15 protein-coding genes and 1 tRNA gene are annotated in these 15944 nt (G+C 59.2%); 13 read left to right on the top strand and 3 right to left on the bottom strand.

The window, feature by feature from the left end; genetic code table 11:
- Nucleotides 1–204: 204 nt before the first annotated feature.
- From HYG82_RS27235 to HYG82_RS27210, 6 genes are all read left to right on the top strand, one after another.
- Entirely contained in the window at nt 205–1077 is an 873-nt protein-coding gene (locus HYG82_RS27235) for a branched-chain amino acid ABC transporter permease (protein ID WP_179260237.1), read from the top strand.
- Nucleotides 1077–2114, top strand: a complete 1038-nt coding sequence (locus HYG82_RS27230) for a branched-chain amino acid ABC transporter permease (RefSeq protein WP_179260236.1) — start codon at nt 1077–1079, stop codon at nt 2112–2114. The genes HYG82_RS27235 and HYG82_RS27230 overlap by 1 nt, the downstream gene beginning before the upstream one ends.
- A complete protein-coding gene (locus tag HYG82_RS27225; RefSeq protein WP_179260235.1) occupies nt 2111–2821 on the top strand; it encodes an ABC transporter ATP-binding protein in 711 nt (236 codons plus the stop codon). Before HYG82_RS27230 ends, HYG82_RS27225 begins: the two co-directional genes overlap by 4 nt.
- Nucleotides 2818–3531, top strand: a complete 714-nt coding sequence (locus tag HYG82_RS27220) for an ABC transporter ATP-binding protein (protein WP_179260234.1) — start codon at nt 2818–2820, stop codon at nt 3529–3531. Before HYG82_RS27225 ends, HYG82_RS27220 begins: the two co-directional genes overlap by 4 nt.
- A gap of 58 nt (nt 3532–3589) precedes the next feature.
- Nucleotides 3590–4363: an SDR family NAD(P)-dependent oxidoreductase gene (locus HYG82_RS27215; RefSeq protein WP_179260233.1), complete on the top strand. Its 774-nt coding sequence runs from the start codon at nt 3590–3592 to the stop codon at nt 4361–4363.
- A 409-nt stretch (nt 4364–4772) separates the two neighbouring features.
- Nucleotides 4773–5258, top strand: coding sequence for an Lrp/AsnC family transcriptional regulator (locus HYG82_RS27210; protein WP_179260232.1), 486 nt, complete (start codon nt 4773–4775; stop codon nt 5256–5258).
- 667 nt (nt 5259–5925) lie between these two features.
- On the opposite strand, the gene HYG82_RS27205 is transcribed toward HYG82_RS27210, so the two are convergent.
- A tRNA-Val gene (locus HYG82_RS27205) sits at nt 5926–6000 on the bottom strand.
- 190 nt (nt 6001–6190) lie between these two features.
- Here HYG82_RS27205 and trpD point away from each other — a divergent pair.
- Genes trpD through trpG form a run of 4 tightly spaced genes read left to right on the top strand, consistent with a single transcriptional unit; the run spans nt 6191 to nt 10298 of the window.
- A complete protein-coding gene (gene trpD, locus HYG82_RS27200; RefSeq protein WP_179260231.1) occupies nt 6191–7213 on the top strand; it encodes an anthranilate phosphoribosyltransferase in 1023 nt (340 codons plus the stop codon).
- Entirely contained in the window at nt 7210–7860 is a 651-nt protein-coding gene (locus tag HYG82_RS27195) for a phosphoribosylanthranilate isomerase (RefSeq protein ID WP_179260230.1), read from the top strand. Before trpD ends, HYG82_RS27195 begins: the two co-directional genes overlap by 4 nt.
- 12 nt (nt 7861–7872) lie before the next feature.
- Nucleotides 7873–9654, top strand: a complete 1782-nt coding sequence (trpE, locus tag HYG82_RS27190; RefSeq protein ID WP_179260229.1) for an anthranilate synthase component I — start codon at nt 7873–7875, stop codon at nt 9652–9654.
- Complete coding sequence (trpG, locus tag HYG82_RS27185; protein WP_179260228.1) at nt 9651–10298, top strand: anthranilate synthase component II; 648 nt, start codon at nt 9651–9653, stop codon at nt 10296–10298. The genes trpE and trpG overlap by 4 nt, the downstream gene beginning before the upstream one ends.
- A gap of 60 nt (nt 10299–10358) precedes the next feature.
- Here trpG and HYG82_RS27180 read toward each other — a convergent pair whose 3' ends face one another.
- On the bottom strand, nt 10359–10550 hold the full coding sequence (locus HYG82_RS27180) for a DUF8029 family protein (protein WP_179260227.1): 192 nt from the start codon (nt 10548–10550) through the stop codon (nt 10359–10361).
- Nucleotides 10551–10984: 434 nt separating this feature from the next.
- On the opposite strand from HYG82_RS27180, the gene HYG82_RS27175 reads away from it, so the two are divergent.
- The 3 genes from HYG82_RS27175 to HYG82_RS27165 all read left to right on the top strand — a co-directional run bounded on the left by HYG82_RS27175 (nt 10985) and on the right by HYG82_RS27165 (nt 15104).
- A complete protein-coding gene (locus HYG82_RS27175; RefSeq protein WP_179260226.1) occupies nt 10985–14152 on the top strand; it encodes an adenosylcobalamin-dependent ribonucleoside-diphosphate reductase in 3168 nt (1055 codons plus the stop codon).
- 103 nt (nt 14153–14255) lie between these two features.
- Nucleotides 14256–14459, top strand: coding sequence for an HVO_2523 family zinc finger protein (locus HYG82_RS27170; protein WP_179260225.1), 204 nt, complete (start codon nt 14256–14258; stop codon nt 14457–14459).
- 105 nt (nt 14460–14564) lie between these two features.
- The gene (locus HYG82_RS27165; RefSeq protein WP_179260224.1) at nt 14565–15104 is read left to right on the top strand and encodes a response regulator; all 540 of its coding nucleotides are present in this window, start codon (nt 14565–14567) and stop codon (nt 15102–15104) included.
- Here HYG82_RS27165 and HYG82_RS27160 read toward each other — a convergent pair.
- On the bottom strand, nt 15098–15874 hold the full coding sequence (locus tag HYG82_RS27160) for a TVP38/TMEM64 family protein (RefSeq protein ID WP_179260223.1): 777 nt from the start codon (nt 15872–15874) through the stop codon (nt 15098–15100). The two genes, HYG82_RS27165 and HYG82_RS27160, sit on opposite strands and share 7 nt — an antisense overlap.
- Nucleotides 15875–15944 lie beyond the last annotated feature (70 nt).

The following is a 15944-nucleotide window of genomic DNA, read 5'->3' as shown; positions in this document are numbered from 1 at the left end:
GTTTTACCGTCGAGAAGAACCAACCATCAGGATGGGTTCTCCCAGTGGCTAAGCGTACGGCCGATACGCGGTCACTTCGTGCAACGCCCAGCTCACGACCAGTGTAAAGCATTTTTATATTTTGGATTTCTACCCAATAAGGGTGTGGATTGTTGATAGACGATCAAAAATGTTAAGAGCAGTTGGGACAGGGTAGAGGATACGATGGTAAGTTTGGATTTAATATTACAGCAACTTGCAAACGGAATCCTATTTGGGGGTCAGATAGCATTGATTGCAGTCGGTTTGACGTTGATCTGGGGTGTAATGGACGTGTTGAACTTTGCTCACGGGTCGATGTTGATGATTGGGGGGTATATCGGTCTCTACACGATCCAAGCCACTGAGAGTCTCATTCTGGCAGCAATTTTGGCGACAGTTGGCGTTTTCGTTCTGGGAGTTATTACAGATCAAGTCCTCATTCAGCGACTGAAAGAACGCGAGGATGCAGAAATAACGCTCATCCTCGGCACGTTTGGCCTTGCAATAACCCTGGAACATGGTGTGAGTGTTCTTCTCGGGAGTTCACAGCTGGCCTTCCCATCCCTATTCGAAGGGGTCTGGGAAATCGGGTCGATTACGCTCGGAAAGACCCGTGTTTACCTGTTCGTAGTGGCTCTAATCACTATCCTGTTGTTGTTCACCCTCATTCGGTTCACGAAAATCGGATTCGCCATTCGAGCCGTATCTCAAGACGCGAACACGGCGAAACTGATGGGAGTCAATACGGATAGAATCTACTCGATTACCTTTGGATTGGGTGCCGCCCTGGCCGGTCTCTCCGGAATGCTCATTGCACCAGTCTATAACGTGTATCCGGCTGTCGGCTGGCAGCCATTCCTCCTCGCATTTATTGTCGTAATCATCGGTGGACTCGGAAGCGTTCGCGGGACGCTACTTGCCGCACTCGCGACCGGTGTCTTCCGAAGTTTGTCGCTTACGTGGTTCTCTAGCCAGGCGACGCTGATCTTTATGTTCGGTGCGATGATTTTCGTATTGATATTCTTACCAAATGGGTTCGCAGAGGTGATCGAATGATGACTCTTTCACACTCGATCAATTCGATCCGACAGAAAATCGTCGAGGATGCCAAGACACCAAAAGGATACGTCGCCCTCAGCGTATTAGCGATTGCCCTGCTCGCCCCGGCGATTTTCGGCGGATACCTGTTCGAAATCGTCCTCCAGATGGTCGTATTCGTTCTCGTAGTTGCAAGTTGGAATCTAATCGCCGGCTACTTCGGCGTCTTTAGCTTCGCTCACGCTGCATTATTCGGCGTCGGCGGCTATATAGCGGCCATCTTGGCAGGGACCTACGGTATTCATCCGGTCGCCACGATCGTTATCGGAGGCGGTGGCGCGGCCATCGCAAGTCTCATCATCGCACCGATGATACTGCGCCTCGGCGGCTCGTACGTGGCGATGGCCACGTTAGCGTACGCAGAAATCCTCTACCTGTTAGTGTACGTCCTCGACGACATAACCGGCGGTGCCATGGGGTACATCGAACACCCCGCACTCTTCGATGGGAACATGATCCCGCTCTATTATTTCGCTCTCGCCATCGTTTTGCTTAATCTGGCCGTTCTCTATGTGTTACTTCGGTCGCGGTTCGGATTGATCGGTCGGGCGATCAGAGAAGAGGAAGATGCAGCGAAGATGCTCGGAAACAACACAGATCGGTATAAAGTGTACGCGTTCGTTCTTAGTTCCGCGATGGCTGGGACGGCGGGAGGAATACACGCATTCAACATTCGGATTTTCTCGCCATCGATGATGGCGATAGAAATGATGATCGAGTTCATGGCGATGGCCGTCATCGGCGGTATCGGGACGAGCCTCGGTCCGGTCGTCGGTGTCATCGCAGTCCTCGGATTCTCCGAATTCTTCCGGTCCTTCGGTGAAATACGCCTGCTGCTTTGGGGGCTCCTGTTGATGTTTACTATCATGTTTTTCCCTGGCGGGCTCGCCGGGAGTTCTGTACAACAGGACCTTCTCCGTGATCAAGCCGGTAAGCTACGGTCCGCGTTCGGAAGCCAATCGGCTCAAGACGAACATTCCTCAAAAGAACAATGACTGTTCTAGAAACAACTGATTTAACGAAATCGTTCGGTGGATTGACCGCCGTCGATCACCTCGATTTGACGGTTGAAGAAAACGAAATAGTCGGATTGATCGGCCCCAACGGGAGTGGAAAGACTACCACGTTCAATCTCGTAACGGGGTTCTATTCGATTGACGGAGGGACCGTTCGGTTGACCGGCTCCGATATCACGTCCTTTGGCACTGCAAAGCGAGCATCTCACGGCATCGTTCGAACGTTCCAGAGACCAAAACCGTTCGGAACCATGACCGTGAGAGAAAATATGATGGTTGCAAATACTCCTGATCTCTCACGGGTCGAAAAGGAGTCACGTGCGGAACGGATTCTCGACGATATCGAACTCGATCACGAAGCTGACAGCCGCGGGAAAGATCTGAGTGGCGGGCAAAAGAAATTGCTCGAGATTGGTCGTGCACTGATGCTCGATCCCGAAATCATTTTGCTGGATGAGCCTGCTGCTGGTGTGAACCCGGCATTGATGGACGACATCATGGATTATATTCGCGACCTCCACGACGACGGTCATACGTTTTTGCTCATCGAACACGACATGTCGATCATAGCCGACCTCTGCGATCGCGTTGTCGTCATGCACAACGGGCAAAAAATCGCCGATGGGCCGTTCGAAGAGGTCCGTGATAACGAACAGGTGCGGAGCGCGTACTTAGGTGGACAATGATCGAACTCGAAGACGTCAACAGTGGCTACGACGAAAACCAGGTATTGAACGACCTCTCCCTCACGTTCGAGGACGGTCGAGTGAATTGTATAATCGGACCGAACGGCAGCGGAAAGTCGACGACGCTGAAAACGATCAACGGTCTGGTCTCGTGCTGGAGCGGAACGATCCGTCACAACGACACGGAAATTCAGGACTGCGACTCACAGGAAATCGTCAAGCGAGGGATTGTAACTGTGCCACAGGGAAGTAGCGTCTTTCCCGAGATGACCGTCAAAGAGAACCTCCGAATGGGGGCTTATTTGACGGATGACGACGACGTTCTCGACGAACGATACGAGTACGTTTTCGACACCTTTCCTCGGGTCGAGGAGCGACTCTCCCAGCAGGCTGGTTCTATGAGCGGCGGTGAACAGGCGATGGTAGCTATGGGCCGCGCTCTGATGGCTGACCCGGACTTTCTTCTCCTCGACGAGCCAAGCGCCGGTCTCGCGCCGAATTTGGTTACCGAAATATTCACTCATCTCGAACGTCTCAAAGAGGAAGGGATAGACATGGTGATTGTCGAACAAAACGTAAGAGAAGTTCTCAATATTGCAGAACACGTCTTCCTCCTCGAGCAGGGACAACTGGAGTTCAGCGGTCGTCCGAGCGAACTTGAAGACGAAGACGAACTGGTCGAGATGTATCTCGGCGAACGGACGTTATGAGACCGTCTACAGTAACGTGACGAGAACGATATCAATAAATCCACAGCAGTAATACATCATGTCAGTACTACGGAATGGCGTTGATTTCGAGGATACGCACGTCGTTGTAACGGGTGCAGCAGCGGGTATTGGGCGAAAAATAGCGATCGAATTCGGTGCTCTGAACGCGGCCGTATCGATAGTGGACCTATCGAAGAATCCACGGGACGAGGAATCAGCAACTCACGAACGGATAACGGAAGCGGGGGGCCAGGCCGAGTTTTTCCAGTGTGACCTCCGGGATGCCGGCGAGATCGAACGGACGATATCCAACATTCGGGACGAATCTGGCGAGATAGACGTTCTCGTAAACAACGCCGGCATCAATCGACTGGGCTCCATCGAAGAGATCTCCGTCGAAGACTGGGATGCGGTCCAGGCAGTCAACGCTCGAGGCGCAGTGCTTATGACCAAATTCAGTCTCGATAGCCTTCGCACAACAGGAGGATGTATCGTCAACGTCGCTAGTATTGCTGGTATGAAAGGGTCGGCAGAATACGCGACCTACGCACCCTCGAAAGCGACCGTCCTCAATCATACGAAACAGGTCGCAGTTGACTACGGTTCGGAAGGCATCCGCGCTAACGCGGTCGCACCGGGAATAATCGAAGCGGGGATGGGGAAGGACGAACTTTCGGATCCAGATAAAGCGGAAGTCAAGCGTCAGAAAACGATACTCGACCGGCTCGGAACCGAGGTGGACGTTGCGAATGCCGTTTTGTTCTTAGCGAGTGATGCTGCCGGATTCATCACTGGTGAAACGCTCGTCGTAGATGGCGGGTGGACGACGTAAACGCATTCGTGAACACGACGGCTGGTGAATTACAACAGCCCGTATGGGGACTCTCCTCTTCTGAAGGCTTCGGTCCACGTTGTAACGGTTGCTCGAGTGACACCGAAACCCCAACTGCAGTACAGTCGCATCCCCAGAAAGACCGTTGGAGTGTGACGTTCCGATATGGTCGGCCGGCCGTCGAAGCGACGTCCGCAGCCCGATCCCACCACTCGTCTACACACGGGAACAGGCCGCTGCCGGAAAGTGCGTCAATCGCGACGCGTCCGAGCACCACGAGGTCCGGGTTGCAGGTCTGATTCCGATCTTCGATCGTCTCACCGGTTGACCTCAATCAGTGTCCGACTGACTTCGACCAATATACATTTGTAGGTGCCCGCTATCAGTGGATGATATTCAGACTTCGTTCATGGACGAAAAAGACATTCAGATTTTGGCTACGATCGCTAGAGAGGGAACAGCCAGCCCGGATAAAATCGAAGAGGCGATTGGGATCCCGAAGTCGACGGTTCATTACCGGCTCAACCAGCTTCGGGAGTCGGGCGTCATCGAAAACGACCTCTACGACATCGACCTCGAGAAGGTCGGGCTCTCGATCACGCTCATCTCGGAAGTCTGGGCCGAGTTCGGGGAAGGGTACCACGATACCGTCGGTGAGAAACTCGCCGACGTCGAGGGCGTCAATCAGGTGTACTTCACGATGGGCGCCACAGACTTCGTCGTCATCGCGCACGTTGCCAACCGTGAGAGCGTCGAATCGCTCGTCGAGGACTACGAATCGATCGACGAGATCGAGCGGACCTCTTCGAAGTTCGTCATCACGACGGTCAAAGACGAACCGAATCCGCTCAACGACTTCGAGATCGAAACCCTCGTCGAAACGCTCACGGAGTAGTTTCGATCACGCTGGCTCCGATCCAACAAAGTCAGTACGCGTCTGGGAAACGTCGGTCGCGGGATCGATCGGAATCTTCCGTCCGCAGCGTTGGGGCCGGTCGACCCAGTTGGGTCGAACGTCACCGTCGAACGTGGCACGGCCCAAGTGATTCGTTTCGTGGGGTCCCGAACGTCCGGTTTCGTCTGATCGGGTGTGAGAACGAGAGCGCAGGACTCGAACGATCCGCGTTCCGCCCTTCTCGAATGGGTCCTGGTCGCCGTCGGGTCCGAACCGCGGCCGTCTCCCCTCGAGTAGACCCCTTCGTTTGCTTCCCCACCGGAGACAGCAACTCCGTCATCAGCCTTGAGTACTTGTCTCGGAGATCCGCTGGAAGTCGCTGCGATGGGCTTTCTCGCTCGCTTTGATCGCTTTCCAAACGAAGATCCGTCCGATTCGAATCTGGTGGTGACGATTCCGATCGACAGTAACTCTCCGCGTCATTTCTTCTGAATGCCGCGACGACCGGAGTGAGGAGTACGTTCGGAAGATGGGTGAGGAAGAGAGACGGTGAGGGAAATTTGAACCACGGCCGTTCCACGTCGCTTCACCCCTGGTTCGAACTGCCGACCATTTTGCGACCGTGGACTCGTCGCTACGCTTCTCGTTGTTGTGTCAGCAAAATTAGTGGGTTGGGGCAGATTTGAACTGCCGGCCTCCTCCATGTCAAGGAGGTGTCATAACCAGACTAGACCACCAACCCGTCCGTTCTTGCGGTGACACAGCCTGACATCCCGCGCCACGCTGTCTCCACTCACTGGTTGCCGGCCACTACAATTGAAGGTTTCGAATCGACCGCCGTACGCGAGTCGACCCCACGGGCCCGGTCGATACGCTTAAGTGGATGTACGAATTTGGACATTGTAAGACAACTACGTACATTGGTGACCACAATGAAGGAGTACGTCGAACGAGTTACGGACGGAACGGATCTCACGCAAGCGGACGCTCGAGCAGCTTCGACGGCCGTTTTCGAAGATGCAACCGAAGCACAGATCGGCGCACTGCTGACGGCGCTGCGCGCGAAAGGGGAGACGGAAGCCGAGATCGCCGGCTTCGCGGAGGGCATGCGGTCGGCAGCACGCACGATATCGCCCGATCGAGAACCGCTGGTCGATACGTGCGGAACCGGCGGTGACGATTACGATACGATCAACGTTTCGACGACGAGCGCGATCGTCGCAGCCGGTGCCGGTATCCCGATCGCCAAGCACGGGAACTATTCAGTCTCCTCCTCGTCGGGTAGTGCGGACGTACTCGAGGAGGTCGGCGTCAACGTCGAGGCCGAACCGCCGGCCGTCGAGGACGCCATCGAGGACGACGGCATCGGGTTCATGCTCGCACCGGTGTTCCACCCGGCGATGAAGGCCGTCATCGGTCCGCGAAAGGAACTCGGGATGCGAACCATCTTCAACGTGCTCGGACCGCTGACGAACCCGGCCGGTGCGGACGCACAGATCGTCGGCGTCTACGATCCTGATCTCGTCCCCGTGCTCGCGGATGCGCTGGCACGAATGGACGTCGACCGCGCGATGGTCGTCCACGGGGCCGGTACCGACGAGATCGCCGTCCACGGCGAAACGGTCGCCGCGGAAATCGACGGTTCCGCTGTCGAGGAGTATACGGTCGAACCGGCCGATATCGGCCTCGACGAGCACGATATCGACGCTATCTCCGGGGGTACTCCCGAGGAGAACGCGGCCGATATGCAGGGGATCGTCGCCGGCGATGTTACCGGTGCGAAACGGGACGTCATTCTCGCAAACGCCGGCGCGGCGATCTACGTCGCCGGTGAAGCAAACTCGCTCGAGGCGGGAGCCGAGGCGGCCCGCGAGGCCATCGACACCGGCGCGGCGTCACGGAAACTCGAGCAACTCTGTGACGCGACGCCGAAACCGGCCGGAACGGGACGATGACTCGCGTGAAGATCTGCGGGATGACGAGGGAAGCCGACCTCGAGGCGGCCGTCGACGCGGGCGTGGACGCAGTCGGTATTATCTGCGACGTCTCGGTCGACACGCCGCGAGAGGTATCGGTCGAACGGGCGAAGGCGCTCACGACGGCCGCGCCGCCGTTCGTGACGAGCGTACTCGTAACGATGCCGGACGGTCCGGGGGACGCGATCGAACTAGTCGAGGAAATCGAACCCGACGCGATCCAGATCCACGGTGGCATCCGACCCGGAGACCTCGCGTATCTCCGTGCAAAACTGGACGTCGACATCCTGCTCGCTGTCGACGCCGACGATGCGACGACAGCGACGACCTACGACGACCTCGTCGACGGCCTCATCGTCGACACTGTGAGCGAGGACGGGGGCGGTGGCACCGGCCGAACCCACGACTGGGATCGGACCCGGACGGCCGCTATGGATCTCGAGTCGCCGGTGATCCTCGCGGGGGGTCTCACCCCTGAAAACGTCGGTGACGCCGTTCGGACCGTCGGACCGTTCGCCGTCGACGTGGCGAGCGGCGTCGAAGAACGCGGCGGCATCAAAGACGCCACCGCGGTCCAATCGTTCGTCGACCGAGCCAAGAACGTCCGTCGAACGGCGGAGCCGTAACTAGCGATCACTATGTCCGAATCAACACCCGAATCAGCTACGTTCCAGCCGTCGGCGTTCGATATCGACCGGGAAACGTTCCGCGACCACGCGGGAACGAGCGCGGACCGGCGAGACCGCCCGGCCGTGGTCCGCACCGTCGCGACGCTCGAGGTCGATACGACGCCGCTTGCCGCGTACGCCGCGCTCACCGGGCGGACGGACGCGGGCGACGGCGAGCGATCCCCCTACGCCTTTCTACTCGAGAGCGCGGAGAAGACCGCTTCGAGCGATCCCGACGGAGCATTCCGGCCGAGTGCTGCGGACGCGGAGCGCCACGCGCGGTTCTCCTACGTGGGGTACGATCCCGAAGCCGTCGTGACGGTCGAGTCCGGCGAGGCGACGATCGAATCGCTCACCGACGACGTGCCGCTGGAAGCGATGGGCGCGGACCTCCCGTCCGCGGACGGATCTCCGCGAACGGACGCCGATGGCGACACCGTCGACGCGCTCCGGGCGGCGATGCCGAACGTGCGCCTCGAGAACGTTCCCGACCACGATCGCCAGCACCTCGAGGGCGGGCTGGTCGGCTTTCTGGCCTACGACGCCGTCTACGACCTGTGGCTCGAGGAGGTGGGACTGGAGCGCCCGAACTCGCGGTTCCCGGACGCCCAGTTCCTCCTGACGACCAAGACGCTGGCGTTCGACGAGCGCGACGGGACGGTCTCGCTTATCTTCACGCCGGTTCTCGAAGCAGACGACGATCCCGGCGAGGTGTACGACGCGCTCGGTGACGAAGCCGCCGCGGTCGCGGCGACCCTGCGCGATGCCGCGGAGCCGGAAACGGGCGGGTTCGTCCGGGAAGACGAAATCGCAGGCCCCAGTGACGAGTACGAGGAAAGCGTTCGGCGGGCGAAAGAGCACGTCCTCGACGGCGATATCTATCAGGGCGTTATCTCCCGTACTCGAGAGTTGTACGGTGAGGTCGATCCGCTCGGTTTCTACGAGGCGATGCGTGAGGTGAATCCGTCGCCGTACATGTATCTGCTCGATCACGACGATCTGACCGTCGTCGGGGCCAGTCCGGAGACGCTGATCTCGGTTCGGGGCCGAGACGTCATGTCGAATCCGATCGCCGGCACCTGCGACCGGGGTTCGAGTCCCGTCGAGGATCGCCGGCTCGCCGGCGAGATGCTAGCCGACGGAAAGGAACGCTCCGAACACACGATGTTAGTCGACCTCGCGCGCAACGACGTTCGACGGGTTTCGGAGCCGGGATCGGTCCGCGTCGACGAGTTCATGAACGTCCTGAAGTACAGCCACGTCCAGCACATCGAGTCGACCGTAACCGGGAAACTGGCTGAAGATGCAGACGCGTTCGATGCGACGCGGGCGGCGTTCCCCGCAGGGACCCTCTCGGGTGCACCGAAAATCCGAGCGATGGAGATCATCGACGACCTAGAGTCAAAACCACGTGGTCTCTACGGGGGCGGCGTCGGCTACTACTCCTGGACCGGCGACGCAGACGTCGCCATCGTCATACGGACCGCGACCGTTGAAGCGGGCGCGGTGCCACGAGACGCGGAAGAGCGAGCGTGCAGAGACGACTCGCGAGACGGGCGCAAACGCGATCGAATCACGGTTCAGGCCGGCGCGGGACTGGTCGCGGATAGCGACCCCGCGGCTGAATACCGGGAGACCGAAAAGAAGATGGACGGCGTCCTCACGGCGCTCGAGGCGATCGAACAGTCGGCCGCAGATTCGGAGACGGAATCGGACGACGCGTTCGAGCGGACGCCGGAGGTGAGTCGATGACGGAGTCGACTGCCCTCGAGGAGACCACCACCGACAGCGTCGACGACCGAGACGCGACCCCGCTTACCGTCCTGTTCGTCGACAACTACGATTCCTTTACGTACAACCTCGTCGAGTACGTCAGCCAACAGGATGGGACCGATACCGAGGTCCTGAAAAACACCGCTTCGCTCGCGGACGTCCGCGCCGTCGATCCAGACGCGATCATCGTCAGTCCCGGACCGGGCCATCCGAAGAACGACCGCGACGTCGGTATCTCGATGGACGTACTTCGCGAAGTGTCACCGGAGGTACCGACGCTCGGCGTCTGTCTCGGTCTCGAGGCCGCGGTCTTCGAGTACGGTGGTACCGTCGGCCGGGCACCGGAGCCGATCCACGGGAAAGCCTCTGCTGTCGACCACGACGGCGAGGGCGTCTTCGAGGGCCTCGATCAGAGGTTCCAGGCCGGTCGGTATCACTCGCTCATCGCGACCGAGGTTCCGGACTGCTTCGTGGTGACAGCGACCGCAAAACACGGAAACGACACGCTCGTTATGGGCGTCCGTCACCGCGACTATCCGCTCGAGTGCGTTCAATTCCACCCGGAAAGCGTTCTCACGGCGACCGGACACGACGTAATCGAAAATTTCCTCGAATCGGTTTGAGGGCTGGACCGCGACGTGTCGAAGGCTGTTCGAGGACCGAACGGACAGTAGTTCGACGTTCTAGAAGAACGGAAGAAACGACAGATCAGTGAATCCGGCAGCATAGAGCCCTGCAAGGACGACAGCGGCGACGATGCCGATACGGACTGCGAGCTTGATTGCGATCTTGATTGCGACGACGGCGACGGCGAAAGCGGCGAGCGCAGCGAGCACCAGCAGGAGCGGTGGGGCCGATGTCAGTGCATCGATCATACGCAAATACCCGTACTGCAAGAACGTAATCTTTCCGGGAATCGTGACTGACACTGCGCGACGAGTGACACGAACCGGCAATCGTTCAGTCGAGCGAACGTATTCCCGAAAGTGAAAGCTGCGTGCCGGCGACAGGACTCTGTCGGTTACAGTCACTTTCAGTACGGTCTGTAAATCGTTAAGGTAGTCGACGCTCTATGTTTCGGTGACGCCACAGGCGGCCGTTTCGGCGGCCCTGAAAACACAGAGACGATAGGTCATAGAACCATCTCAGCAAGCTTATTTGTATTACTACAAGCAACGTAGGAGAACAACACCACGTTTTATGATGGATGCATGAATACCGAACCTTCGTCACGAATGATTAGAGAACGGATCCGGACATACACCAGAATCGATGGGTTACGGCGGGTTATCGGCGAGGTGACTCGCGCATGAGCGATGCCGAACTCTCCGCGGAAGATCTTACGCTTCCTATCAAGCGCACCGAAGGAGAAACGCTCGAGGAACGATTGACCGACAATGCCTACCAAAATATTCTCCCGGCACGATATCTTCGGAAAAACGCCGATGGCGATCTCATAGAGCAACAGGAGGACCTCTTCGACCGCGTCGGCAAGAACATCGCCCTCGCCGAAGCGGTGTACGAAGCCGAAAAACTCGATCTCGAGATCTCTGTCAGGCCCGATCAGCTAAAACCCGATCACCCTCGTCGGGACGAACTCGCTGCGGAGGTCTTCGGTGAGGGAACGACCATCGAGGACAGCGAGGGGGCAGAGTCACCTCTGGCAGACGGCGACGCCGTCAACGACGTGGAAACGACGCTGACCGAACGGAACGTCAACAAGTTCTCCTACGAAACGATCGTTCCCGAACTCCCCGACGACGTACGAGAACACGTCGAAGACGTCGCCGAGACGTTCACCGAAGGCATGGAATCACTCTCGTTCATGCCCAATTCGCCGACCCTGATGAACGCTGGCAACGAACTCCAGCAGCTTTCGGCCTGTTTCGTCATGTCCCCGGACGACGACCTCTCGGACATCCACGAAACTGCGAAAAAGGCCGCAGAGGTCTTCCAGTCCGGCGGCGGCGTCGGATACGGCTTCTGGCAACTACGACCGTACGGTGACGCGGTCGGCTCCACAGGCGGCATCGCATCGGGACCGATCACCTTCATGCGGACCTACGACCAGCTCTGTGAAACCATCGCGCAGGGCGGGACCCGCCGCGGTGCCCAGATGGGCATCATGCGCATCTCCCACCCCGACGTCATCGAATTCATCCACGCCAAGAACAAGGACGTCTCGCTGGCCCACTGTCTCCGTCTCAACGACCCCGACGACTACACTTATACCTCCTTTAGCGAAGCGCTCGACGAAGCCCGCGAGCTGATCGACGAGGACGGTCGCGTGCCAAAGCACCTGCGAAACGCCGTCGAAGGCCACCTTTCGAATTTCAACATCTCGGTCGGCGTTACCGACGGCTTCATGGAAGCCGTCCAGAACGGCGAGGACTACACGTTCACCAACCCCCGAACGGAAGAGCCCCACATTGCCACCGAGGAAACCAAGGAGATGTACAGCCGCTACGACCTCGGCGAGCACGTCGAGGTCGGCGAACCCCTCTCGATCCCCGCGGAACTCGTCTGGGAGCGCATCGTCGACGGTGCCCACGAGAACGGCGAACCCGGCGTGATCTACCTCGAGCGAGTGAACAAGGAACACTCGTTCGACGTCGAGGAGCAAGACGACCACCGTATTCTGGCGACTAACCCCTGCGGCGAACAACCGCTCGAGGAGTACGAAGCCTGTAACCTCGGCCACATCAACCTCTCGACACTGGCGGACCTCGATGCGCCCGATTGGCGCGTCTGGGCCGATGAACACGGGGACGAGTACGACTCCCGGGAAGCGGCCGTCGAGGCCTTCCTCGAGGAGGCGATCGACTTCGAAGAGTTCGACGAGCGCATCGAGTACGGCACGCGATTCCTCGAGAACGTCGTCACCATGTCGGACTTCCCCGTCCCGGAGATCGAGGAAAAGGTCCGGGACATGCGCAAGATTGGCCTCGGCATCATGGGGCTGGCCCAGCTGTACGTTCAACTCGGCATCAAGTACGGCAGCGACGAAGGAAACGAAGTCGCCCGCCAGCTGCTGACCCACATCAACCACGGTGCAAAGGCCACGAGCCACGAACTCGCCACGGAGCGCGGCTCGTTCAACGACTGGGACGACTCGAAGTATGCGTCCCCGACAGAGTACCGCGAGTGGTTCGAGAAACAGACCGGCGAGGACGCCGACGACTGGGAAGGCGGCTTCCCGATTCGCAACCACAACGTCACGACCATCGCACCCACCGGTACGACCTCCATGGTCGGCAACACGACCGGCGGCTGTGAGCCCATCTACAACGTCGCCTACTACAAGAACGTCACCGACGACGTGCAGGGCGACGAGATGCTAGTCGAGTTCGACGACTACTTCCTGCGCACCCTCGAGGCGAACGACATCGACGTCGACGCCGTCAAAGAGGAGGCCCAGGAGCAGATGGCGACGAACCAGTTCGACGGTGTCGAAGGCCTCTCGACCGTACCGAACGCGATCGGCGAACTGTTCGTCATCACCAGCGACCTCACCGCGAAACAGCACGCCGCGGTGCAGTGTGCCTGCCAGAACGGCGTCGACTCGGCCATTTCGAAGACCGTCAACGCGCCGAACGACTCCACGCTCGAGGATGCCAAGGAAGTCTTCGAATGGGTTTACGAGCAGGGCGGGAAGGGCGTCACCTACTACCGCGACGGCACCCGCTCGAAGCAGGTGCTGACGACGCGTGCGGACAACGCCGACTTCGCCGACGAGACCGAGGCCGCCCAGGCGCTGGTCGAGCAGATCGACGATATCTTCGGCGGACTCGAGCGATTCCTCGAGAGCGAGTCCGTCCGGGACGTCCTCGAGGAGGACGTCGGATCACTGCTCGGCGACGCCGAACCCGCTCAGGTCGACTTTACAGAGAAGCGCGAGCGGCCCGACGCCCTCCAGGGCGTCAGCCAGCGCATCGACACCGGCTACGGGAAGATCTACGTGACGATCAACGAAGATCCAGAAACCGGCCAGCCGTTCGAACTGTTCGCGAACATCGGCCACTCCGGTGGCTTCACGAACTCCTTTACCGAGGCGCTCGCGAAGGTCATCTCGACCTCGCTTCGCTCCGGCGTCGACCCCGAGGAGATCGTCGACGAACTCTGTGGCACGCGGAGTCCAAAGGTCGCCTGGGACAAGGGCGAACAGATTCAGTCCATTCCCGACGCGATTGGGACTGCGATGCGTCGGTACCTCGAGAACGAAATCGACAAGCCGTACCCGAAACAACAGACACTCGAGGAATCCGCCGACGCTGACATCGCCGAGTACGAGGGCCACGAGACCGACGGCGGTGCCGCGGCCGTAGAAGACGGCACGTCTGCAGATGCTACCGACGACACGACGCAGGATCTCATCGACGCCGGCGAGTCACCGGAATGCCCCGACTGTGGCTCGATGTCGCTTTACTTCTCCGAAGGGTGCAAGACCTGCGAATCCTGCGGTTGGAGCGAGTGCTAAGCGCTGACTGATCCCGTCTTCGTCGCGTTTTCTCGTCTCGATTCCGCTCCGCAGAACCGGTGGAAACCCCACACTTAGCATACGTCGGAAAGAACGATTTCGTATGACTGCCGACGACGCGGACGGCTCCGGTGGTAGTACGGATGTGGACGGCTCCGGTGGTAGTGCGGATGTGGACGGTTCGAGTGACCGATCGGTCGGCGGCCCACGCTGTCCCCACTGCGAGGCGCCGATGTTCAAACGTCACTGCAAGTACGTCTGTCCGCAACACGGAGTCATCATCGATTGCAGCGATCCATTCCGCTGAGATCGCTGTTTTCCCGGGATGGAGGACCATTCGGCGTTCGACTCGAGCAGTGAGTCGGCCGGAACCCCTACATAACGGGGGTCTGTGGTCTCGAATAAGATCTCTATGTCTGCGCAACCGACGATCCTCGTCGTCGATGATGAACGGCAACTTGCTGATCTCTATGCGATGTGGGTCGGCGAAGATTACGAGGTAGTGACCGCCTACGACGGCCACACCGCGCTCGAGGAAGTCAGCGATTCGATCGATGTGGTCCTGCTCGACAGGCACATGCCCGACATCACCGGAGATCGGGTTCTCGAGGAGATTCGCGCGGCGGGATACGACTGCTGGGTGATCATGGTGACTGCGGTCGACCCGGGGCTGGACATCGTCGAACTGGATATCGACGATTACGTGACGAAACCCGTGACGCAAGCGCAGTTGACCCGAATCATCGAAAATCTTCGGGTTCAATCGCGCTACGGCGACGACGGCCGTCGGGAACTCGAGTCGATCTCGAACAAGATGGAGACTCTCGAAGACGAACATTCCGTCGACGAACTGACGGATACCGAAGCCTACCAGCAACTCGAATCGGATCTAAAGGAGTTGAGCGATTCGCTGGTTCAAGACCTCGACGATGAAGAATTGCCGAGTCAGTGACTCGGCTCGTCCGTTTTCTCGGTTCGCTCTGTTTGCGTGGGCTGTCTCGTTCGCCTCGTTTGTTCCGTTATCCCTGTTTGCTTCGTTCGGTTCGTTCGCCGACGGTTCTGTGTCCGAATCGCTCGGTACAGGGGGCCGGCGAGCAGGAGTCCGGCGGCGACGGCACAGACGACCGAGAGCGCGAGGCCGAGTTCACCCAGTCCGCTCGAGGTAATCGTCGCGGCCGATGCGCCGACGACGACTGCCGCGGTCGTCCACGGTAATTCGCCGATAGCCGTCCCGATCAGCAGGTGACGGGGTTCGACGTCGCTCACCGCTGCGGCACACGTCGCGACGTCCGACGGGATCGGTGCCAAACGGGAGGCGGTGACTCCGCGAAGCGGTCCCGTCGCGTCGTAATAGCGCGATACGGTATCACCGGTCCGTTCGAAGAGCCCGCCGTCGTTCGTTCCATCGTCCACTGCGAGCCAGCGGACGGCGAAAAAGACCGGTAGAACGGTCGTGACGACGCCGGCGAGTGCAACCGGGAGACCGACGGCGACGCCGAAGCCGTAACCGACGACGACGGCAAGCGGCGTCGTCGGCCAGGCCAACAGCGGTCGCACGAGATAGAGACCCGTGACGACGAGCCCAAACGTAAACGGATCTGCTGCCATCGAATCGACCATGTCGAGCATCGTCGACGGCGAGACGAAGAGACCCGCAGCCACTATCCCCATGACCGCGATCGCGCCTGCGAGCGCGCGCATTCGCCCTGGAGATATCGGCATCAGATGGGAATTTCGCTCGAACGTTGAAACCTTTGTGTCTCTGCCGGTTTGGGATATCGAGTGTTGGCAC

This window comes from Natrinema halophilum (genome assembly GCF_013402815.2).
In the GTDB taxonomy this organism is placed as follows: domain Archaea; phylum Halobacteriota; class Halobacteria; order Halobacteriales; family Natrialbaceae; genus Natrinema; species Natrinema halophilum.
This window is presented reverse-complemented; position numbering and strand designations above follow the sequence as displayed.